The 21,579-nt window shown below is 71.8% G+C and carries 20 protein-coding genes; 4 read left to right on the top strand and 16 right to left on the bottom strand.

Translation table 11 applies throughout. The features are described 5' to 3' along the window. Positions 1–855 precede the first annotated feature (855 nt). Both ABT288_RS30080 and ABT288_RS30075 read left to right on the top strand, forming a co-directional pair. Positions 856–1,983 (top strand): helix-turn-helix transcriptional regulator, encoded by a 1,128-nt coding sequence (locus ABT288_RS30080; RefSeq protein WP_351614226.1) that lies wholly within the window; start codon positions 856–858, stop codon positions 1,981–1,983. Positions 1,984–2,101: 118 nt separating this feature from the next. Further along, positions 2,102–2,350 (top strand): phosphopantetheine-binding protein, encoded by a 249-nt coding sequence (locus tag ABT288_RS30075; protein ID WP_351614215.1) that lies wholly within the window; start codon positions 2,102–2,104, stop codon positions 2,348–2,350. Positions 2,351–2,489: 139 nt separating this feature from the next. On the opposite strand, the gene ABT288_RS30070 is transcribed toward ABT288_RS30075, so the two are convergent. Further along, a complete protein-coding gene (locus ABT288_RS30070; RefSeq protein ID WP_351614212.1) occupies positions 2,490–3,311 on the bottom strand; it encodes an AfsR/SARP family transcriptional regulator in 822 nt (273 codons plus the stop codon). A gap of 285 nt (positions 3,312–3,596) precedes the next feature. On the opposite strand from ABT288_RS30070, the gene ABT288_RS30065 reads away from it, so the two are divergent. Continuing rightward, entirely contained in the window at positions 3,597–4,337 is a 741-nt protein-coding gene (locus ABT288_RS30065) for a thioesterase II family protein (protein WP_351614209.1), read from the top strand. Between the two features lie 64 nt (positions 4,338–4,401). Here the strand turns inward: ABT288_RS30065 and ABT288_RS30060 are convergent, their stop codons facing one another. The 15 genes from ABT288_RS30060 to ABT288_RS29990 form a co-directional block, all read right to left on the bottom strand. Next, positions 4,402–5,244: a 4'-phosphopantetheinyl transferase family protein gene (locus ABT288_RS30060; protein ID WP_351614206.1), complete on the bottom strand. Its 843-nt coding sequence runs from the start codon at positions 5,242–5,244 to the stop codon at positions 4,402–4,404. 121 nt (positions 5,245–5,365) lie between these two features. Then, complete coding sequence (locus tag ABT288_RS30055) at positions 5,366–6,097, bottom strand: phosphopantetheine-binding protein (protein ID WP_351614203.1); 732 nt, start codon at positions 6,095–6,097, stop codon at positions 5,366–5,368. Positions 6,098–6,135: 38 nt separating this feature from the next. Beyond that, positions 6,136–7,011, bottom strand: coding sequence for an AfsR/SARP family transcriptional regulator (locus ABT288_RS30050; protein WP_351614200.1), 876 nt, complete (start codon positions 7,009–7,011; stop codon positions 6,136–6,138). 307 nt (positions 7,012–7,318) lie between these two features. Further along, positions 7,319–8,911 carry an acyl-CoA carboxylase subunit beta gene (locus tag ABT288_RS30045; protein WP_351614223.1) on the bottom strand — a complete coding sequence of 531 codons (1,593 nt, stop codon included), beginning with the start codon at positions 8,909–8,911 and terminating at the stop codon, positions 7,319–7,321. A gap of 42 nt (positions 8,912–8,953) precedes the next feature. Continuing rightward, positions 8,954–9,154: an acyl-CoA carboxylase subunit epsilon gene (locus tag ABT288_RS30040; RefSeq protein ID WP_351614197.1), complete on the bottom strand. Its 201-nt coding sequence runs from the start codon at positions 9,152–9,154 to the stop codon at positions 8,954–8,956. Between the two features lie 87 nt (positions 9,155–9,241). Beyond that, positions 9,242–11,287 (bottom strand): condensation domain-containing protein, encoded by a 2,046-nt coding sequence (locus tag ABT288_RS30035; protein ID WP_351614194.1) that lies wholly within the window; start codon positions 11,285–11,287, stop codon positions 9,242–9,244. Between the two features lie 133 nt (positions 11,288–11,420). Beyond that, positions 11,421–12,296 (bottom strand): 4'-phosphopantetheinyl transferase family protein, encoded by an 876-nt coding sequence (locus ABT288_RS30030; RefSeq protein ID WP_351614191.1) that lies wholly within the window; start codon positions 12,294–12,296, stop codon positions 11,421–11,423. Next, positions 12,293–13,618, bottom strand: a complete 1,326-nt coding sequence (locus tag ABT288_RS30025) for a hypothetical protein (protein WP_351614187.1) — start codon at positions 13,616–13,618, stop codon at positions 12,293–12,295. The genes ABT288_RS30030 and ABT288_RS30025 overlap by 4 nt, the downstream gene beginning before the upstream one ends. 55 nt (positions 13,619–13,673) lie before the next feature. Further along, the gene (locus ABT288_RS30020) at positions 13,674–14,618 is read right to left on the bottom strand and encodes an SRPBCC family protein (RefSeq protein WP_351614184.1); all 945 of its coding nucleotides are present in this window, start codon (positions 14,616–14,618) and stop codon (positions 13,674–13,676) included. A gap of 94 nt (positions 14,619–14,712) precedes the next feature. Further along, on the bottom strand, positions 14,713–15,546 hold the full coding sequence (locus ABT288_RS30015; protein ID WP_351614181.1) for an AfsR/SARP family transcriptional regulator: 834 nt from the start codon (positions 15,544–15,546) through the stop codon (positions 14,713–14,715). Positions 15,547–15,760: 214 nt separating this feature from the next. After that, positions 15,761–16,423: a ScbR family autoregulator-binding transcription factor gene (locus ABT288_RS30010; RefSeq protein WP_351614178.1), complete on the bottom strand. Its 663-nt coding sequence runs from the start codon at positions 16,421–16,423 to the stop codon at positions 15,761–15,763. Between the two features lie 310 nt (positions 16,424–16,733). Beyond that, complete coding sequence (locus ABT288_RS30005) at positions 16,734–17,393, bottom strand: ScbR family autoregulator-binding transcription factor (protein ID WP_351614176.1); 660 nt, start codon at positions 17,391–17,393, stop codon at positions 16,734–16,736. Positions 17,394–17,511: 118 nt separating this feature from the next. Next, the gene (locus ABT288_RS30000; protein ID WP_351614173.1) at positions 17,512–18,288 is read right to left on the bottom strand and encodes an SDR family NAD(P)-dependent oxidoreductase; all 777 of its coding nucleotides are present in this window, start codon (positions 18,286–18,288) and stop codon (positions 17,512–17,514) included. Next, complete coding sequence (locus ABT288_RS29995; RefSeq protein ID WP_351614170.1) at positions 18,285–19,037, bottom strand: HAD family hydrolase; 753 nt, start codon at positions 19,035–19,037, stop codon at positions 18,285–18,287. Before ABT288_RS29995 ends, ABT288_RS30000 begins: the two co-directional genes overlap by 4 nt. Before the next feature lie 29 nt (positions 19,038–19,066). Then, positions 19,067–20,299 carry a cytochrome P450 family protein gene (locus tag ABT288_RS29990; protein ID WP_351614168.1) on the bottom strand — a complete coding sequence of 411 codons (1,233 nt, stop codon included), beginning with the start codon at positions 20,297–20,299 and terminating at the stop codon, positions 19,067–19,069. Between the two features lie 288 nt (positions 20,300–20,587). On the opposite strand from ABT288_RS29990, the gene ABT288_RS29985 reads away from it, so the two are divergent. Next, the gene (locus ABT288_RS29985; RefSeq protein WP_351614166.1) at positions 20,588–21,532 is read left to right on the top strand and encodes a ScbA/BarX family gamma-butyrolactone biosynthesis protein; all 945 of its coding nucleotides are present in this window, start codon (positions 20,588–20,590) and stop codon (positions 21,530–21,532) included. Positions 21,533–21,579 lie beyond the last annotated feature (47 nt).

Below are 21,579 nucleotides of genomic sequence, written 5' to 3'. Positions count from 1 at the left end.
GCGGCAGGCGTGCAGGAAGCGGACCTGCGGGTCGGTGTCGACCGGGGGCAGCCCGGCGAGCGCCCGGTCCAGCTCGGGCACGTGCCGGCCGTCCACGCCTGTCTGCACCGCGCGGGCGCCACCGCGGCGACGGTCGCCCAGGCCGCCGCGCTGCTGGGCGAGTCCGCCACGCCGGAGCGGATCGCGGAGCTGGCCGGCATCGCGCCGCCCGCCGTACGACAGGGCCTGGCCGCCCTGCACGGGGCGGGTCTGCTGAACGACGCCGGCTCCGCGCACCCCGCCGTGAGCGACGCGATCCTCGGCGCCCATGACCCCGCCACGCTGGCCGCCCTCCACCGCCGGGCGGCCCTGCTGCTGCACCGCCAGGGCCGCCCGGCGGTGGAGGCGGCCGGGCACCTGCTGTCCGCCGCCGCCCTGGCCGGTACGGTCCGGTCGGCCACCGGCGAGGAGACGGAGCTGCTGTGCGACGCGGCCGAGAGCCGGCTCGCCGAGGACGACGGCCGTGGCGCGCTCGCCCTGCTGGAGGCGGCCCACCGGCTGTGCGCCGACGACCTGCGGCGCGACGGTGTGGCGATCCGGCTCGCCCAGGTCACCTGGCGTTTCGACCCGGCCGCCGCCGAGCGGCTGGTCACCGGCCCGCTCGCCGCGCTGCGCGAGGGCCGCCTCGACGGCGAAGGCGCCCAGCCGCTGTCCCAGTTGCTGCTGCTGCAGGGGCGGCTCACCGACGCGGCGCGCCTGCTCGGCGACGGCGAGCCCGAGGGCGAGGAACCGGGCGCCTCCCCGCTGGACGTGGTGATCGACTCCGGTTGCGCCGCCGAACGCCTGCTGCGCTCCGCCGGCCCGGCGGAGGCGACGATGACACCGATCGTGCAGGCGCTGCGTTCGCTGCTGCTGTCCGACCATCCCGAGCGGGCCGTCCCCTGGAGCCGCACCCTGCTGGAGGACGCGGAACGGCGTGACGCGCCCGGCTGGGCCGCGGTGTTCGCCACGCTGCACGCACAGGCGCTGCTGCGCATCGGCGACCTGGCCGAGGCCCGCGCCTACGCGAGCCGGGCCTTGTCGGCGCTGCCGGAGCGCAGCGGCGGCGCCCTGCCGTACGCGGCGACGGCGGTGCTGATCCGCGCCCACAGTGCCATGGGCCACTACACCGAGGCGTCCCGGCTGTGTGACCGTCCGGTGCCGGCGGCCCTGCTGGACAGCCTGGACGGGCTCGCCTTCCTGCACGCCCGCGGCCTGCACCACCTGACGGGCAACCAGCCGCAGGCCGCGCTCACCGACTTCCTCACCATCGGCCGGATCATGCAGGCCCAGGGCATCGACCGGCCCGCGTGCCTGCCGTGGCGCACCGACGCCGCCCAGGCACTGCTGCGTCTGGGCAAGTCCCAGCAGGCCGAGCGGCTGGTGCTGCAGCAGCTGGCGCTGCCGGACGCCCGCCGGCCGTGGGTCCGGGGGGTCTCGCTGCACCAGCGGGCGCTGACCAACGGTTCGGCACGGCAGCGCGTCTCGCTGCTGGAGCAGGCGGTGAACGAACTGCACCGGTCGGGGGACCGGCTGGCCACCGCCCGCGCGATGGCCGACCTCGGCCGGGCCCGGCAGTCGGAGGCGGGCGCGCCGGCGAAGGGGACGGCGACGATCAGGGCGGCGTGGAACCTGGCGAAGGAGTGCGGCGCGACCGCGCTGTGCAAGGAGATCCTGCCCGACGCGCCGCTCAGCGAGCCCGCGCCGGACCATGCCGAGCGACCGGGGCCGGAACGTCTGGAGAGCAGGCTGAGCAGTTCCGAGCAGCGGGTGGCGACGCTCGCGGCACAGGGCCTGACCAACCGGGAGATCTCCGCGAAGCTCTACCTCACCGTCAGCACGGTCGAGCAGCACCTGACGAAGGTGTACCGCAAGCTCCAGATCAGCGGACGCGGCGATCTGCCGTTCGACCTGTCCCCCGACGGCCCGCCCACCACGGCCGGGCAACTGGTTAGGGGTGACTGACGGGTTCCCCCTGCCGACACGACCGTATTGGCTCAGAACCCGGACGCCGTACGCGGTGCGACGTACGACCACGGCTTTCCATCGACGAACCGACGACACACAAAGGGTGAGGTCAGCAATGGCTTGGGACAACAAGTTCGAGGAACTCCTGCGCGACTACCTGCCGTTCCTCGACGCGGACGAACCGCTGGAGCCCGACACGGACCTGAGGGTCTCGGGTCTGGACTCGCTGGGCGCGGTGGAGCTGCTGGGCTCGCTGGAGAGCGCCTACGACATCCGCTTCGTGGACGAGGCCCTCTCCCTGGACACCTTCGCCACGCCGGCGGTCCTGTGGGAGACGGTGACCCGGTTGCAGGCTGCCGCCTGAGCCCGGTACGGGACACGCCGAAGCCGCCGTCCCCGGATGGCGGTTCGGCGGCTCGGCGGTGCGATGCGTCGGTGGGGCGGTGGACGGTGCGGCGGCGGATGCGGCATGGCGCCGGCCGTGGGCCGGGCGGTGCCGCCCGTCACGCCGCGAACAGGTCGAACGTCGAGGTACGGCGCGGTCCGGCCAGCACGTCCAGCAACGGATCGACGGCCAGCATGGCCTGGTGCATGCGCTGGAGCTGCGGCGAGGGTTCCACCCCGAGTTCGTCGATGAGCCGCATGCGCAGTCTGCGGTAGACCTCCAGCGCGGTGGCCTGCCGGCCCGACCGGTACATCGCCAGCATGACCTGCGAGTGCAGGCCCTCGTGGTGCGGATGGCGGGCGGTCAGCTCGGTCAGCTCCGCGATCAGCTCCGCATGGCGGCCGAGCCGGAGATCGGCGTCGATGCGCCGCTCCACGGTCACCAGCCGGCTCTCCTGGAGCCGCATCACCTCGATGTCGAGGACCGGCCCGAGTTTCACGTCGACCAGCGGTGCGCCGGTCCACAGGTCGAGCGCCGCACGGAACTGCGCCGCGGACACCTCGTTGTCCCCCGCCTCGAACGCGGCCTGCCCCTGCCGGACCAGGTCCTCGTACTGGTGGACGTCGACACAGGTCTTGCCGATCTGCAGCAGATATCCACCGTGCCGGGTGGCCAGAATGTCCTTGGCTCCGTTCGGGGAGCCCGGGCCCATGGCCGTACCGAGCCGCCTGCGCAGTTGGAGTATGTAGGTCTGCAGGGTCGTCAGCGCGCTCGCCGGAGGTTCGGTTCCCCAGAGCTCCTCCATGAGTGTGGGAATGGGCATGACCCGCCCGGGATAGAGTGCCAGCAGCGACAGAATCTGTCGCGGCTTACCGGCCGTCGGAACGATTGATCCCCCGTTGACCTCGGCACTCAACGGACCCAGAACCTGAATCTGCATCGGTGGCCTCCCCACCTCGTCGAGTTCCTTGTCCAGTTCCTTTTGGTGGCCAGAATTCTCCGCCACTACGCACGCTAGCCGTGTCCGTGCCCCCCGAGCGATTTCCTGTAGCGGTCCTCTAGCGGCGCTCCAAGTGGGGTGTTGCGCAGCGCCGATAAAGTCCTCAAGAACACATGTACCCATGCTGGAAATGAACTGGTGATTCCGGTGCGGAATTCCGTACGACGGATAACCTCGCCCTGTATACGGTCTTTTCCCGCCCGCCGACGTGAACGGAGACCCGCGGTGCGCCTCTACCTCTTTCCGCACGCGGGCGGCTCAGGGCTGATGTACCAGAACTGGCCCGCCCGTTTCCCGGCCGGCTGGCGGGTGACGGCTCGGGACGCACCCGGCCACGGCACGCTCATGGGGCAGCCGCCGCTGAGCGACGGTGACTCCCTGGTGGCTCACCACCTCGACCGGCTGATCCCCGAACTGGACGCCTCCCGCGCCCCGTTCGCGCTGTTCGGCCACAGCATGGGCGCGCTGGTGGCGTACGAGGTCGCCCGCAGGCTGACGGCGCGGGGCCGCCCTCCGGTGTGGCTGGGCCTGTCGGCCTGCGGTGCGCCCCGCCCGGACGGCCCGCCCGTGCGCATACCCGCACGGGAGCTGTCCGACGAGGAGCTGCGGCGCCGGGTCGCCCGGCTGGGCGGCACCCCGCCGAAGGTGCTGAACCACCCCGGTTTGTGGCGGTACTTCGCGCCGGTCATCCGCGCCGACCTGCAGCTGGTGGAGAGCTGGCGTCAGGCGCCCGCCGGCGAACCGCTGCCGGTGCCGGTGTCCCTGTTCGGCGGCGCCGAGGACGCGGTCGTGGGCCTGGCCGCGCTGGAACGCTGGAGCGGGCAGTGTGCCCGGCTGCTGGCGACGCACGTCTTCCCGGGCGGCCACTTCTACTTCCAGGACGACCTCGACGCCGTGATCCGCGCGATGACCTACGACGTGACCGAGGCCCTGCGACTGTCGTCCGCGCCCGTGGCCGGCCGCTGAGCCGCCAGGCCCCGCCCGCGGACTCCCGCCGCCCGCCCGGAGCGCACCACACCGGCGACGGGACCTAGCCATGCGTCGCGCCCACGGGCTCGGGCAGGGCGATGGTGTGCGGCGTGGCCCGGGCCCAGGGGAACCCGTGGTGCAACTCGAGCCGCGGGGCGCCGTGTTCGTCCGCCGGTACGGCGACGGCGGCCAGCACGTCCGGCACCGGCTCCAGCTCCAGGAACCGCCAGCGCCCGGCCAGGTCGTCGGCGGGCGGCCGGAAGGCGAGCACGCCCCGGTCGTCGGCCAGGGTGAAGCAGAACTCGTCGAAGGGCAGTCCGAGGCCCAGTCCGCGGGCCTTGGCGTACGCCTCCTTCAGGGTCCACAGCCTGAGCACCCGCCGGTCCCACTCCCGTCCCCGGGGCGCGCCGGCCACCCACCGCTGTTCCTCGGGGGTGAAGGTGGTCAGGATGGTCTCCAGAGCCTGCGCGTCCCGCCCGAGGCCCTCGACGTCGACTCCGATGCGGTGCCTGCGGACGATTCCGAGCAGGCTGTAGCCCCCCGCATGGGAGAGGTTGAAGTCCAGGTGGTCGCCGCCGCGCGGCAGGCCGCCGGGCAGCGGCTGCAGGAAGGGCCGCCCGCGCGAGGAGCGCCAGATGACCAGTTCGGCCTCGGCAAGGCCGGCCTCCAGCGCCAGCGCCCGGCGGACCAGGGCGTGGGCGACCAGGTACTGCCGGCGGTCGCGTTCGAAGAGGAACCGGGCCGCGGTCTTGTGTTCGCGCTCGTCGAGCCAGTGCGCTGCCAGGACTCCGGCGACGGCCGGCGGGAGGGCGTCGTTGGGGCACAGCCACAGCTTCACCGGGGCCGCCGTCTCCTTGAGCGGTGCGGGCCCGGCGCCGGGGAGCTCCGGTGCGGTGATGGTCATGGTGTCGTCTCGTCCGTGCTCGGTTCGCCGTCCCACGGCGGACGACGCGACATCGCGGATCGGGGGCCGCCGGTGCGAAGGCGGGCGGAGACCTGTCGGTGGTCCACGGTTCGGGTCCCGTTCAGGAGGAGCGGTCCGCCAGGAGCCGGGCGGCCTCGTCGACGCCGATCCGGTCGCCGCGCACCGCGTCGAGCAGCGCGACCACCTCGTCCTGGGACCTCGGGGGCCGCTGCGCGGCCGTGGTGACCGGCGCCCGCACCGGCTCCGGGCCGGCCGGTGCGGCACTGCCGGCGCCCGGTGCCGCCGGGGTCACCGTGCCCCGGGTGCGGGAGGCGACGTAGGAGGCCATGGCGGCGAGGCTGGGATGCTCGTGGACGGTGACGGGGCGTTCGGTCAGGCCGTAGGCGCGGTTGACGCCGGCGACGAAGTCGGCAGCCAGGACGGAGTCGATGCCCAGCTCGGCGAAGGCGGCACCGCCGTCGATCTCCCAGGGGGCGCAGTGCAGGATCCGCGCCAGCTGCTCGCGCAGCACCTGGAGCACCGCGGCGGAGGCACCGGGGTCCTGGACGGCGGGGCTCTCGTCGGCTCCGCCGCGGACGGCTGCCACATGGCGGGCGAGCAGGGCGGGCGTGGGGTGCTCGTAGAGCGCCGCGGCGGCGATCCGGACGCCGAAGTGCCGGCTGACCGCCGTGACGAACTCGACGGTGAGCAGCGAGTCCAGGCCGAGCACGGGGAAGGGCTGTTCGGGGTCGACGCGGTCGGGGTCGACATGGACGACGCCGGCCAGCACGGCCGTGAGCTCGACCAGGATGTCTCCGGGGACACCGGATGGTGCCGTCGGCTCACTGGTCATGGTGGATGCCTCCAAGGATCGGCCCCCTCGCCGGAGGGTCAGTGGGTCGGTGCCAGGGGTCCGGCGTGCGGAACGTGCGCGGCTCGGGGAGCCTGGGCGGGCCCCGCCGGGGTCGGCGTGGTCTCGGTCGCGGCCATCAGGATCGAGTGCTGGAGCCGGCGCAGCCGCGGTGACGGTTCCAGGCCCAGGTCGCGGCCGAGGGTCGTGCGCAGCTGCTGGTAGACGGCGAGCGCCTCGCCGCGGCGCCCGGAGCGGTGCAGCGCGAGCATGAACTGGGCGTGCAGGTTCTCGTGGGTGCGGTAACGGCTCGTCAGTACGGTGAGCTCGGCGAGGACTTCGCGGTGCCTGCCGAGCCGCAGGTCCGCCTCGATGCGCTGGTCGAGTGCGCACAGCCGGCTCTCGTCGAGACGCTTGGCCTCCATGGCGAGCTGGACCCCGGTCTGCACGTCCGCGAAGGCGGATCCCGACCACAGTTCCAGCGCGGTGGCGAGGGTGCGTGAGGCACCCGCGAAGTCACCGGCGTCCATGGCCCGGTAGCCCAGTCCGGCCAGCCGTTCGAAATCGCGGACGTCACTGGTGCCGCCGCCGGAGGAGAGCAGGTATCCGCCCGGCAGGGTGAGCAGCACGTCCTTCGCCGTACGGCGTTCGGGTCGGTCGGCGGGTTGCTCCGCGGTGTCGCGGGCCAGTGCCGCCGCGATGAGTTCGCGCAGTTGCAGCACGTAGGTCTGCAAGGTGGTGCGCGCGCTGCGCGGTGGCCGGCCCGACCACAGCTCCTCGATGAGCGAGGCGACCGGCACCACCCGGTCCGCGTTCAGCGCCAGCAGCGCCAGGACCTGGCGTGGCTTCGGCGCCGTCGGGGCCACGGACACCCCGTTCTCCCTCACATCCAGTGCGCCCAGTACTTCGATGTCCACGCCGTCTCCCCTGGTCCACGTGCACTGCTGGCACTACACGATTTAAAAACAGCGCACACGGTATGTCAATATCAAACCGTCCGTTCTGTTTTTAACAACCTTCAAGTGGCAGTGCAGCAGCCCTCGAAGACCCCCAACCACCTGCGAAGTTCCTCAGAACTCAGCTCGGCTGACGGGTCGTTACGGCCCCACCTCGGACCGGCGCACGCCCCCACCGACGGGGACGCTCCCTCTCACACCTCCGAGGAACAGACCGTCCATCACCATTGGACCACAGCAAACAGACCATCGGGTTTTGTCTGTTGGCCTACTGCGGGGGGTTGCCGTGCTTGCGGGAGGGCAGCTCGGCATGCTTCTGGTGCAGCATGGCCAGCGAGCGGATGAGCACCTCGCGGGTCTCGGCGGGGTCGATGACGTCGTCCACGAGGCCGCGCTCGGCCGCGTAGTACGGGTGCATCAGCTCGGCCTTGTACTCCTTGACCATCTTCTGGCGCATGGCCTCGGGGTCCTCCGCGCCGGCGATCTGGCGGCGGAAGATGACGTTCGCGGCGCCCTCCGCGCCCATCACGGCGATCTCGTTGGTCGGCCAGGCGTAGGTGAGGTCGGCGCCGATCGACTGGGAGTCCATGACGATGTAGGCACCTCCGTACGCCTTGCGCAGGATCAGCGAGATCCGCGGCACGGTCGCGTTGCAGTAGGCGTACAGCAACTTCGCGCCGTGGCGGATGATTCCGCCGTGCTCCTGGTCGACACCGGGCAGGAAGCCGGGCACGTCCAGCAGCGTCAGGATCGGGATGTTGAAGGCGTCACACATCTGCACGAAGCGCGCCGCCTTCTCACTGGCCTCGATGTCCAGGACACCGGCCAGCGTCTGCGGCTGGTTGGCGACGATGCCGACCGCGTGCCCGTCCAGGCGGGCCAGCGCGCAGATGATGTTCCGCGCCCAGCGCTCGTGGACCTCGAGGTACTCGCCGTCGTCGACGATCTCCTCGATGACCCGGGTCATGTCGTACGGGCGGTTGCCGTCGAGCGGCACCAGGTCGAGCAGGGCCTCACCGCGCCGGTCGGCGGGGTCGGAGGAGACCACGCGCGGGGGGTTCTCGCGGTTGTTCTGCGGCAGGAGCGACAGCAGGTACCGCACCTCGGCGATGCAGGTCTCCTCGTCGTCGTACGCGAAGTGGCAGACGCCGGAGGTCTCGGCGTGGACGTCGGCGCCGCCGAGCCCGTTCTGGGTGATCTCCTCGCCCGTGACCGCCTTGACCACGTCCGGGCCGGTGATGAACATCTGCGAGGTCTCGCGGACCATGAACACGAAGTCGGTCAGGGCGGGGCTGTAGGCCGCGCCGCCCGCGCAGGGACCGAGCATCACCGAGATCTGCGGGATGACACCGGACGCCTTGGTGTTGCGCTGGAAGATGCCGCCGTAGCCGGCCAGCGCCGAGACGCCCTCCTGGATCCGGGCGCCCGCGCCGTCGTTGAGCGACACCAGCGGGGCACCGGCCGCGATGGCCATGTCCATGATCTTGTGGATCTTGGTGGCGTGGGCCTCGCCCAGCGCACCGCCGAAGATCCGGAAGTCATGCGCGTAGACGAAGACCGTACGGCCCTCCACCGTGCCCCAGCCGGTGATCACACCGTCGGTGTACGGCTTCTTCGCCTCCAGGCCGAAGCCCTGCGCGCGGTGCCGGCGCAGCTGCTCGACCTCCTGGAAGGACCCCGGGTCCAGGAGCAGCTCGATCCGCTCCCGCGCCGTCAGCTTGCCCTTGGCGTGCTGCGCCTCGGTCGCCTTCTCGCTCGGTCCCGCCACCGCCCGCGCACGGATCTCGTGCAACTCGGCGACCCGCCCGCGGATGTCGGCGGGACCGGCCTCGGCCTCGGCCTCAGCAGCGGCAATCGTCATCGACATGTCGTCAGATCCCTTCCTGAAGGGGCGGAGCATCCATCACTGCCAGCTGCGCGATCCCTGGTAGTCCCCTGGCCGCCGCCACCAGCGCGAACCGTTGACCGGCCGCCGCTGTGCGTCCTCGTCCGCCGGCCGGCCGCGCAGGGCCAGCAGCACGACGGTCAGTGCGGCCAGTTCCTCTTCGGTCGCCGTGCCGCGCTCCACGCGCAGAGCCGGTTCCCCGCGGTCCGTATCGCCCATACCGCCTCCTCTTTCCGGCCACGGTCCGCCATGGCGCTCAAGAGGAGATCTCGGCCCGCTAGAAAACCGGTCGGCCGCCGGCACCGGTCAGGTGCTGCGCGTCCGCACCGCCCGCAGGGCCTGGGACAGCGCCTGCGCGCTCTCCGTGGCACCGCCGACCCCGGTCATGACCACCGCCGGAGCCTCACCGGTCTGCTCCGCCGTGCGGCGAGCGATCTCATGGGCGACCCGGCCGGCCGGACCGGCACCGCACAGGACCAACTGCCGGCCGGGGCCGAGGAGTTCCTGGAGGGTGCCGGGCGACACGGCCTGGCCGGCCACGCTGAGCAGCACGATGCGCTCCGGCCCCTCGTGCTCGCGCACGAGCGTGTCGTACACACCGGGCGTGACTCCGGGGACGGTGACCAGGCACACCACGTCCGCCTGGGGTTCCCCGGCCCGGAGGACCGCCAGCCCGAGCCGGCTGCCGCCCGGGCCCGGTGATGTCATACGGGGCACCTCGGAGGTGCGCAGCAACCGCAGCGCGTCGGCGACGGTGAACGTCTCGTCCGGGTGCTCGGGCAGGCTGCGCAGCAGGTGCAGGCACTGCGAGAGGGTGCCGGAGGCGTCGGTGTCCGTGAACCTGGCCCGGTCGTACAGGGCGGTCAGCACGAGGGCGCCCTCGGCGTCGTAGTGCGCGACGAGGGTGACCGGCAGGGTCGTGTCACCGCCCGCGCTCTGCGGCACGCCCACCCGGACGCCCTGCGCCGCCAGTTCGGCGCGCAGGTTGTCCGGCATGTCGGGATGGCTGTCGAAGCGGACGGTGGTCTCGGTGAGGTCGGAGCCTGGGGCCCGCCCGCACCACTCGTGGATCCGGTCGGTGCAGACCCAGGCGTAGGGGTTGAGGTCGAGCGCGGCGTCCCGCACCTGCAGCAGCAGGTCCACCAGCGGCGCGGCGGGGTCCACGGTGACGGTCATCGGCAGCGGGTTGCCCATCAGTCCGGGGATGTCGGCCGCGGCCCGCAGCGACATGTCCCGCCCGGACAGGTGCACGCCGAACGCCACCGGCAGCGGCCCGTCGGCCCCGGCCGCCCGGTACAGCAACAGGGCCCACACCACGTGCAGGGCGCTGCTCTCCCCCGCGCCCCGGCCCGCGGCCCAGGAGCGCAGCCGGGAGGTCTGGGGCGGCCTGAGCCGGCGCTGGATCCGGCCGGGGCCCTCGGTGTGCCGGGGCGGTCCGCCAGGGCGGCCGGGGCTGACGGCGGCGTCGGCGGGCGGTGCGGCCGCCGCCCAGAACTCCCGGGCGCCGGCCGGGTCCTGGCGGGCCAGCCACTCGGAGTGGTCGCGGATGTCGGGCCGCCGGTCCCCGCCGGGCAGCACCCCGCCGGCGAGATAGGAGCGGTAGAACTGCCGCAGGAGCAGACGTGCGCCTCGTTCGTCGAGAAGTGCCCGGTGATAGGTCACCAGCACGCGGGTGGGCGACCGCCCGGCGCCGGTGGTGTCCGGCGGCCCGTCGAGCAGGGACACCCGCAGCAGGCCCGGCCGGAACAGCTCGAAGCCGCGGGCCCGGTCCTGCCGGAGCAGTTCGCTCCAGCCGACGGCGGTGTGGACATGGCGTACGACCTCCACCACCGCGCGCTCGTGCAGCACCAGTCGGGCGGCGCCCGACCAGTCGAAGGACGCCCGCAACACCGCCTCGCGCTCGGCGACGGACTGCCAGGCGGCGATGAACCGGGTGAGGTCCAAGGGCCCCGCCCAGTCCCAGAACAACTGCTCCACGTGTCGGCCGGCGCCGCCCTGACCGTCCACCGCGGCGGTGAGCAGCTCACGCTGATGCCCCGTCACGGCGATCGTGCCCGCCGCGAGCGGTGCCAGCAGGTCGGCCACCAGGTCGTCGCCGAGCGGCCCGCCAGGGCCGGCCGGGTCGCGCGGGGTGAGCCGCAGGAGATGCCGGCCGGGGCGCCCGGCGTCCAGTACGCCGTCCAGGTCGACGTCGTACTCGGGATGGCGCTCGGCCACACGGGCGGCGACCGCCTCGGCCTCCGTGCCGACGAGTCCGCACAGCTCGAAGACGAGCGGTGACCAGGTCCGGGCGCCGAGCGGCTCGTGCACGACGGCGAGGACGGCGCCCGCGTGCGAGTGATGACTCCTCATCCGCTCCCCGGGGGACCGGACACCTGTGCCGCCGCAGAGGTGTCCAGCGCCCCGACCTCCTTTTCGAATCGTTTCTGCACAGCGTCTTCGGCCATGGCCGGGCAGTCCCGCCCGGCCCGGCCGACGCCTTTGGTCACCGCGGCCCGGGGCCCTGCGGCCCCAGGAAGCCGACGACGCGGGGCTCCGACGACTCCGCCGCAGGAAGCCTCCCCGGCTCGGCCCCGGACAAGGGTGCCCGGGCCCCGCCCGGTGACACCGGCGCGGCGTCGCGGCGGTGTGCCTCGCTCACCAGGAAGCGCTCCTCGACGAGATGGGTGGCGAAGGCCCACTGCCCGGCCGTGTCCCCGGTCAGCCGGGCGCCTCCCGACGCGTCCCACTCGAAGCCGACCCCCGAGAACCGGCGCCGCAGGCCGTGCCCGAGTGCCTTGGTGTACGCCTCCTTGAGCGTCCACAGGCGCAGGAACCGGTCGATGCGCTCCTCCTCTGGCAGGGCCGCGAGCATTGCGTCCTCCTCGGCGGTGCACACATGCCCCCGCAGCAGCTCGAGGGAGATCCGGCGCCCGGCGGGCTCGGCGTCCACGCCGACCGGACCGACGCGGCTGACACCGACCACGATCAGCTCGTCGGTGTGGGAGAGGCTCACCTGCAGCTCCGCCCCGAGTCCGCGCAGCACGGGCCGCCCGCCCGGCAGATAGGCGAGGTCGAGCCGGCCCGCGGGCACCTGGAGGGCCGCCGCGGCCGCGTGCTTGACCACCACCCGGGAGACGGCGAAGCTCAGCCGCCCGGCCGGGGCCGGGCGCTGCCGGTAGCGGGGCCAGTCGCGGCCGAGCAGCGTACGCAGCGCGGGATCGAGCAGGGCGGGTGTCAGCCACTGGCCCCACGTGGTGTGCACCATCGCCCGGCCGGTCTCCTCGATCCGCTCCTGCACCTCCTCCCAGGGCCCGTCCGGCCCGGGAACGTGACAGGGCGGCGGAAACGGCCCCGCCGGGATGCGGCCCTGCGCGCTCACCACCGCAGCCTCGTCGCATACAGGTCGCAGTCCGCGCCGAGCGCCCCGCGCCGGGCCAGCTCGGCCCAGACGCCCGGCTGCGGATCGGGCGTACGGTCGGGCAGCGGCAGCCCGAGCCGCTCGGTGATCCGTCCGAGCGCCAGCAGCGCCCAGCCGGCTCCGCCGAGGAAGGGCAGCCGCGCCCCGGCCGCCGCTTCCCGCACGCCCAGCGCGGCGGCGGCCAGCATCAGCAGGGCCTGACGGTCCGCCAGCGCCCGCGCCCCCGGATCGGCCGGGTCGTGCACGGCGGTGGCCGCGCAGGCGGCGGTCAACGCCCGCTGCTCGATGACCAGTCTGCGGCCGACCCGGGCGAGCGCCGCGCTGTCGGGGCCGTCCGCACCGGCCAGCCGGGCGGTGGCACCGGCCAGCGTCGCCGCGACGGCCTGCACGCGGTCCGTGCCGGGCGCCCCGACGGGGGCGGCCTCGGTGATCCGGAACAACGCGGCACACTCCGTACCGTCACCGGCACCGTCACCGGCACCCGGCCACGAGCCGCCCGCTCCGCTCAGCCCCCGCACGATCCGTGCCTGCGCGGCACTGGCGGCCGTCCAGTCGACCCCGGCGAACGCCCGGTCCCCGACGAGCTTGGCCAGCGTGCGTCGCTCCGGGGTGTCACCGTCGAAACCGCACTCGTCCAGCACCAGTTCGAGATCGTCCAGCAGCTCACCGACCAGCTGGGGCACCAGATACCCCACGAGGGCGACGAGCCCCTCCCCCGGCTCCCGCGCCGGCTCCGGGCCGGCCGCGAGCGGCGCCGGCCGCGGACGGGACCGCAGGGCCACGACCGTCAAGCTCTCGCAGGCCAGCAGATCCGCCCAGGCCGAGGCCAGGACCGGCTGCCACTGCCGGGCGCCGGGTTCGTACCTGCCGAGGCCGTCCACGATGCGGGCCGCACCGCGCAGGACGCCGCCGCCCGCCGCGATCAGCGCCGCCGGCCCGAGCAGCGCCGCCGCCGGGTGCGGAACCGGTGCGCCCAGCAGCGGACGGATGCTCCAGGCATGGGCGAGAGCGAGATCACGGCGGAAGAGCGGTCGCAGGGCACGGGCGAGCCGGTCGGCGGCCGGCGGCGGCCCCTCGGCGCCGGGCAGGCCGGCGGGAGGGGCGGGCAGACCGACGTGCCCCGCGGCCCGCAGGGCGGCCCGGCCGTAGGGGTTGCCGGGGTCCCGGGGGTCGCCGAGGAGTGTTTCGAGGCGCGCCGCGTCGGCCGGTGGCTCTGCGGGGTCAGGCGGTGTCCGGGGTGTCGGGGGCCGTCCGACAAGCGGGACGGGCCGGGTCAGAGCCATCGGCGATCTCCTCGTCGTCGTGGTGCCGGTCGCCGTACGGTCGTCTCCGGCGGGCTCATCGCAGTCGGCGTACGGCGCTCTCGGCGTGCCACCGCGCCAGGCTCAGGGCCTCGGTGCTGGAGCGGCCCAGCCACTCGCGCACGTACCGGCGGGCGTCCACGAGGAGGGCGCCGCCGCCCAGGACGGCCTCCACGGCGCTTTCCCTGAGCATCACGTGGTGGGCGGAGACGACCCGCACCCCGGTCTCGTCGGGCTCCAGGTACCACTCCCCGTAGTGCGCGGCGACGGGGTCGGGTGTCACGGTCTCCTTGTGCACGATCCGTCCGGCGGCCGGGAAGCACAGCCGTACGGCCTCGGAGAGGATCGTCTCCCCGGTCTCCGGGGCACAGGTGTGCAGGACCGTCGCCTGCACACCCGGCTGGTCCTCGGTGACCTGGGCCCACTCGACGTCCGGCACCAGGTCGACCCAGTCCTCGATGCGGTAGAGGAAGTCGTAGACGAGTTCGGCGGAGCCGGAGACGTACACGCTGTCCTCGAAGGACAGCAGCAGTTCGTCCAGCCGGTCCCAGTGCCCGGCCGCCCGGCGCAGCGCCTCCAGCCCGGCCCGCACGTCCGTCTCCAGGATGCCGGGTGTCTCCCCGGGCCCGGCGGGGCGCTCATGACGCAGGGTCAGCAGGCACCGTTCGTCGCCGTCGGGTGTCACGCTCCAGGCACCGGACGTCGGTGCTCCGGGCAGCAGGGCATCGCGCCACTCGAACTCGATACGGCGCTCGCGGGGGTGCAGCACGCGGCGGGCGAGGGCGGAACGCACGTGGCCGTCCCGCAGGTGCCACAGCCGCAGGTTCTCCACGGTGCCGTCGAAGTCGACGCGTTCGACGTGAACGTAGGGGGCCAGCAGGACCGGCCAGCGGGGGGCGTCGACGAGCAGGCCGTAGACGACACCGGCGGGCGCCGCGACCAGGACCGTGTGCTGGGCGGAGTGCACTCGCTGCGACGACATGCGCGACCCCCTCCTCCAGGTGCGATCAACGCTGCACCGCCGGACCTGGGCGCGACTCGATTCCTGGTGGAGGAAGCGGAGGGGGGACGAGGCGTCAGCCCACGGGGGTCACGGACACGCCCTGCGCGGGGCGGGCCGTGAGGGTGTCGGGACCGGACATCAGGATGGAGCGCTGCAGCTTGGCGAGCGCGGGGGACGGCTCGAGGCCCACGGTGCGCACCAGGGTGGCGCGCAGCCGCTGGTAGGCGTCGAGCGCCTCGCCCCGGCGCCCTGAGCGGTACAGCGCGAGCATGTACTGGCCGCACAGGCTCTCGTGGGTGGGGTACCGGTTGACGAGCACGGTCAGTTCGGCGAGCAGCTCACGGTGCCGGCCGAGCCGCAGGTCCGCCTCGACGCGCTGGTCGAGCGCGCACAGCCGGCTCTCCTCCAGCCGCTTGACCTCGGTCTGCAGATGGGGACCCGTGTGGACGTCGGCGAGTGCGGGTCCGCTCCACAGCTCGAGCGCCTGACGCAGCAGGCGGGCGGCCTGCGGGTGGTCCTCGGCGTCCATGGCCCGGTACCCGGTGCCGGCCAGCCGCTCGAACTCCCGTACGTCGCTGGTGCCGTCGCCGTCCTTGAGCAGATAGCCGCCGGGGACGGTCAGCAGCACGTCCTTGGCCTGACGGCGCTGCCCGGCGTCGCCCCCGGCGCCGTTGTCCAGGGCGGCGGTGATGAGTTCACGCAGCTGCAGGATGTAGGTCTGCAGGGTGGCGCGGGCGCTGCGCGGGGGCTTGCTCCCCCACAGCTCCTCGGCCAGGACACCCACCGGGACGACCTGCCCGGCGCGCAGCGCGAGCAGGGCGAGCACCTGGCGCGGCTTGGGCGCCGTCGGCGTGATGGAGACACCGCCCACCCGTACGGCGAGTGTGCCGAGTACCTCGATGTCCACGACGTCTCCCCCGTTGTAGGCGCCCTCTGGAGCGATCCCCCAGCACTCCTGAGTAAAAAACAGCGCGCGCGGTATGTCAATCCCGTACCGGTCGCCCAACTTGAATTCCAGGCAGACCCGAGACCCCGTCGAGAAGGCCGAATGCACGCTGCCGGCAGGGGATTTCGCATCGCCGGTGAGCCGCGGCGGGCGAGGAAGCCCCACCCCGGCTTTGTCAACTGTTTGCAACCGTATGCGCAGACTCGCGCGGGCCGTCCGTCCAGGCCACCCCCGGAGCGGTCGGCACCAGGCCGTGCTCGGGGGACGAGGCGAGCCGCGGCAGGATGAAGGTCCAGAACTGCGCCACGCGCTCCGCCGCGAGCCAGGCACGGTCCGCCGCACCGGCGGCCTGGAAACCGAGGGTGGCGGCCACGACTGCGACCGTCGCGGCCTCCGGCGAGACGTCGTGCGCCAGTTCACCCGCCCGCTCGGCCTGCATGATCAGGTCGTGCACCAGCGTGCGCCACCACTGCAGCATCTCCGCCTCACCTTTGCGCGAGGGATCACAGCTCAGCCTGAAGCCGGCCCGGACGACGGGATCGGCGGCGAGGACGAGCAGCAGGCGGCAGGTGGTGTCCACGAGCGCCTGCAAGGAGGTGCGGGCCTCGGAGCGGCAGCGGTCGGCCAGCTTGCGCACCGACTCCGCGGCCTCGGCCTCCACCTCGGCGGCCAGGGAGTCCTTGCTCGCGAAGTGGAAGTGCAAAGCGCCGGAACTGACCCCGGCCCGCTTGCTGATGGCAGGCAGAGTGGCCAGCACATAGCCCTCGTCGGCGAAGATCTCGGCCGCCGCGAGGAGGAGAGTCTGACGCGTACGAGCCGCCCGCACCTGCTTGACCACCGCGTCCTCCTCCGTACCCGTTCTCTCGCGCAGGGATCATATTAAACCGCATGACTGGTTGGTTTAGAAGCCTGCCCTCGTCATGGGCATCTACCGCAAGCTTCGACAGGAACAGTAAATCTCCCTGATCAGGCCCCCAGGGTCACAGCCAGGCCATCACAGGAGCGACAATTAGTCAATAATTAAACAGAACATTTAGTCTGTTCCATTGACCTGACGCACGGCACCCACCACCAAAAAAGGGGCAGCGTATGAAACCTTCTGCCCGGTTTCAGACGCTGCCCTTTTCAGCTCGCGGAGAGCCCGCTTGTCAGGACTCGGTTGCCACGAGCGCGTCGGCGCGCCTCGCTTCCCCGACGACCCGGGCGCCCCGGTCGGGTGCCGTGTCCAGTCTGATCAACGCCGCGGGCGTGGCGATGGCCGGCAGCATGTGGTTGAAGAGGACGGAGACCCTCTCACTCAGGTCCGACCAGTCGGTGGAGGCCTCGGAGAACATCTGCGTGCCTATCCATGCTCCGAGGAAGCACTCGGCGGTCTCGGCGGGGAGGACATGCGGCAGGACCTCGCCACGCTCCTTGGCCTCGGCCAGAAGCTTGGTGGACAGCTCGATCCAGGCGGGCCAGGCACTCCCGAACATGCGGCGGCCCTGCAGGTCCGCCGACAGGCGGATGCCCGCAAGGAGAATCACGTCCCTCGGGATCTGGTGGGCCAGCACCATGCCCACGTCCACCCACTCCTGGAGCTTCAGCTCGCGCGGAGCCCAGGCGCCGTCCGAGATCTGCGCCTCGATCACGCCGCGCGCCAGGGCCTCTTTCGAGTCGAAGTGGAAGTACAGCGCGCCCTTGGTGACACCGGCCCGGTCCAGGATCTCCGCGATGGTCGCCGCCGCGTAGCCCCGCTCGGCGAAGACCTCTGCCGCGGCCTGAATAACAGCGCGTCGGGTCCGTACCGCACGCTCTTGCCGTGCCATGGGACCCTCCCTGGCAGAGAAATTAAAACCGAACGCTACGTACCTTACCCCCTCTACACCTCGATACCTCAGCCACGCGATGACAAACATGGCGTTCGGTCCGGTGCGGGGCGTGGGTTCACCATGCGGTCCGGCCGCCGTCCACGGCCAGCGTCGCGCCGGTGACGAAGCTCGCCTTGTCACTGCCCAGCCAGGCGGCCGTCTCGGCCACCTCCACGGGATCGGCGGCCCGGCCCTGGGGCGCGGACCGGTAGGCACGTTGCTCTGCTTCCGGGCTGTGCCTGAACCACTCGTCGATCATCTCGGAACGCGTGAGTCCCGGAGCGATCGCATTGACCCGTATGCCGTGCGGGGCGTACTCCACCGCCGCCGCCTTCGTCAGTCCGATCACGGCGTGCTTGGCGGCGATGTAGGGCGCGGCCGTCGAGGAGGCGACCAGCCCGCCGACACTGCTGGTGTTGACGATCGCGCCGCCATCGCCCGCCAGCATGGCCGTGATCTCGTGGCGCATGCAGTTCCAGACACCGCGCACGTTCGTGTCCATGACCAAGTCGTAGGCGTCGTCCCCGAGACGGTGCAGGGGCTCCTTCGGGACTCCCACACCGGCATTGTTGAAAGCGATGTCCAGGCGTCCGTGGCGCTCCACGGCGTGTTCGACCGCGCGTCGGACCTCGTCGCCGCTACGTACGTCCGCAACCCAGTGGCTCGCTTCCGCCCCGGCCTGGCGCAGTTGGGCGACAAGGTCCAGCAACCGCTCCTCCCGACGGGCGGAGAGAACGACCGCGGCTCCCTGGCCGGCGAACACGCGCGCGGCGGCGGCGCCGATGCCGCTGCTGGCCCCGGTGATGAACGCGACCTTGCCGGCCAGCGGAGCCCCGTCCCTGTCGGCGGTCACGACATCTCCTCTCCGCGCCCGGGCGCACCAGCAGCCCCGATGCCCTCGGCCTGCCGCCAGACGCTGCCCTCGCCGGCCTCGTGGTCCACGGCACGGAGCAGTTGCTCATCAATGCCGGACAGGCTCGACACGATGTGCCGGACACCGGCTTCCTCCATGAGGCTCCGCTGGAATCCGTGCGCGAAGGAACTGGGGTGCCCGATGAAGGGAACATCCAGTTCCCGGGCCCGCTCGGCCACGGCCGCCACATCGTCGATGAAGACCGCCTGGGCGGGGGCCAGGCCGAAGAAGTCCTGGGTTATCTCACGGACGCCCGGGCGGAAGTCGTTGGTGCAGATGTAGCGCGGCTCGGTGAACAGAAAGGCCCACGACCCGAGGTGACGGTCGAAGTGGCTCTTGTCCAGACCGCCGTAACACACGATCTCGAGTCCCAGTGCCCGCAGCCGTTCCAGGAGCGCGACCGCCCCGTCGAGCAGCCTCAACGGGTCCGTACGCAGGTAACGCTCACGTTCCGTGAAGTAGGCCCTGAGTATCCCCTGGGGACTCGCCGTGCTCCCGGTCGCTTCCGCGAAGGCCTGGGCGGCGGTCAGTTGGTTCTGGGAGAGGAAGGCCCGCTCGAGGTCGGAGGTATAGGTGAGGCCGTGCTGGACGACCAGTCGGTGGATGACCGGGCTGAAGGTGTCGTTGAGCAGGACGCCGTCGATATTGACGGCCGCGAGCCGCAGGGTGCGCAGCGGAGGGTGTGACACAGCAGTTCCCCCTGGAGTGATGAGAAGGGTCAGTTCTCAGGCGTGAGCAGGACGGGGAGTTCGGCGTGCCCACTGGAGATGAAGGACTCCGAGCGGCGCAGCTCGTGGGCCGGCACGGCCAGCCGGAGGTGCGGGAATCGTTCGAAGAGAGCGGGCAGGGCGATGGTCGCCTCGCTCATGGCCAGCGGACGGCCCAGGCAGTGGTGCACACCGTGGCCGAAGGAGAGGTGTTCGCGGTGCGCGCGGGTCACGTCGAAGGTGCCGGCGTCCGGACCGTGGGTGTCGGGGTCGCGGCCGGCGGCGACGAGCGACAGGAGAATCGGCTCCCCGGCGGGGACCACGGTCCCGTCCAGGTCGATGTCCTTCGTGGCGAACCGCAGCGGAATGTTGGCCACCGGGGCCTGGCAGCGCAGTGTCTCGTCCACCACGGCCTCCCAGGTGACGGCGCCCTCGCGGGCGAACCGGAGCTGCTCGGGATGAGTGAGCAGTGCGCAGATGGCGTGGTCGAGAAGGTTGATGGTCGTCTCGTGTCCTGCGCCCAGGATCAGGTGGAGCGTGTCCACGAGTTCCTTCTCGGTCAGCCCTCCCCCGTCCTCGTCCCGCATGGCGATCAGGGCGCTGGTGAGATCGGCGGCCGGCTCGGTGCGTTTGCGTCGCACCAGGTTGTTCAGGAGTCTGTACAGCTCGATCTGGTTCTGCTGCGCCTTCTCGGGCGTGGTCGAGGTGGTGAACAGTGTGTTGACCACCCGGTGGAAGTCGTGCCGCTCGTCGCCGTCCAGGCCGAGCATCTCCGAGATCACCTGCAGAGGCAGTTCACAGGCGAACTCCCTGCGCAGATCCACGGGTTGACCCACCGGGTGGCGTTCCAGGCGGCTGAGCAGCTCGTCGGTGATCGCCCTGATACGGGGCTGCAGATCCGTCACGCGCCGGGTGGTGAACGCCCCGGCGATCAGCTTGCGGAGCCGGGTGTGCTCCGGGCCGTAGGCGGTGAGCATGCTGCGCACCGACACCCACATGGCGAGCGGCCACGAGTCGTCCACCTCGCGGCTGATCCACGCGGGCCAGTGCTGGTAGGCGTCCTTGGACACGGCCGGGTCCGTCATCACCTGCTTGATCAGGTCGAGCCGGTTCACCGACCAGGCCTTCACCCCGCCTGGCAGCACGACTTGGACGACCGGACCGAGCTGCCGCAGAACAGCGGCCTCGCCGTGCAGGTCCTGGCCGGACGGGTCCAGGACCAGGGGAACGGGGAGCTTGTGCACAGCTGCCTCCTATGAGAGACCAAAAGAAACCGCGAAACAGGTTTTTTAATGCAGGGGTGAAGTCCACAGCATCAACAAGTTCGAACACAAGTCTTGTCCAGTTTGCCGTGTTTACCCCGCTAACTCTATGGTGATCTGCGGGAGTTAATCAGCACAAGCGGAATCATTCCTTCACCCTCCGTCTCGACACTTGGGTAATCCTTTACCATGCCGGGTCGCCTAGAAAACCGGTAGGTCCGTATCTTATGAGACGTCGTCGAACAGTGCTTTCAAAACCGGGGGTCATAGATGGGACTGGGTTCGGCACCACAGACAGTCGGACTGTCCGCACTTCCTCGGCTGACCACGACGGTCCCGAAGGAATACGTGCACCGCGCCAGCCTGGCCGAGGTGTTCCTGACCGGCTGCACCGCTCGCCAGCAGCACAACTTCTCCCTCACGGGACAGTGGCCGCGTGCCCACACCCTGTTCAACAGCACCGACGGGAGCGCCCACGATCCGCTCCAGGTTGCAGAGACGTTTCGCCAGGCGGGGATGTTCATCGCCCACGCGGAACTGGGTGTTCCGCTCAGCCACCGGCTCGTGATGTGGAACCTCAGCTACACGACACACCCCAAGAACATGGGCATCACCCTCACACCGACGGACTTCCTCCTCTCCGCCAGGTGCCCGGAGGTCACCTGGCGGAGAGGAGCAGCCAGTTGGCTGCGGTTCGAGATGTCCATCCACCGCGACGGAGCCCTTGTCGCACACGGGGGAGGCTCCATCTCCGCCGTCCCGCAGGCGGTGTACAGCAGACTGCGCGCGAACCGCACACCGTGGTCGGGCGAGGCCTTCGCGATATCCGAGAGCCGCGCTCCGCTCGCGCCGGTGGCCGTCGGGCGCACCTCCACGGCGGACGTGGTGCTCTCCCCCACGGAGACACCCAGCCGCTGGCTGCTCACCCCTGACCTGACACATCCGATCTTCTTCGACCACGCCGACGACCACATACCCGGCATGGTCCTGCTGGAAGGCGCGCGACAGGCGGCCTCCGCCTCGCTCGCACCGAAGCGGCTGAAGCCCACGAACGCCTCCACCGAATTCTTCCGCTACGCCGAATTCGACCGGCCGTGCTGGCTGGAGATCACGCGGGTCTCGCCCGAGGGCGGGGGGAACATGACCGTGGGAGTCACCGGCCGCCAGGACGGGGAGACGGTCTTCGTCTCCACTCTCACCGGGCGGACCTTCTGAAGGCGGCCGAGTACCTCTCCGGCCCGTCCTGGCCGTCACGTGCCACC

This window comes from Streptomyces sp. NPDC001093 (genome assembly GCF_040298985.1).
Classification (GTDB): domain Bacteria; phylum Actinomycetota; class Actinomycetes; order Streptomycetales; family Streptomycetaceae; genus Streptomyces.
The sequence above is the reverse complement of the archived record's forward strand: the minus strand, read 5'-3'. Positions and strand labels throughout refer to the sequence as shown.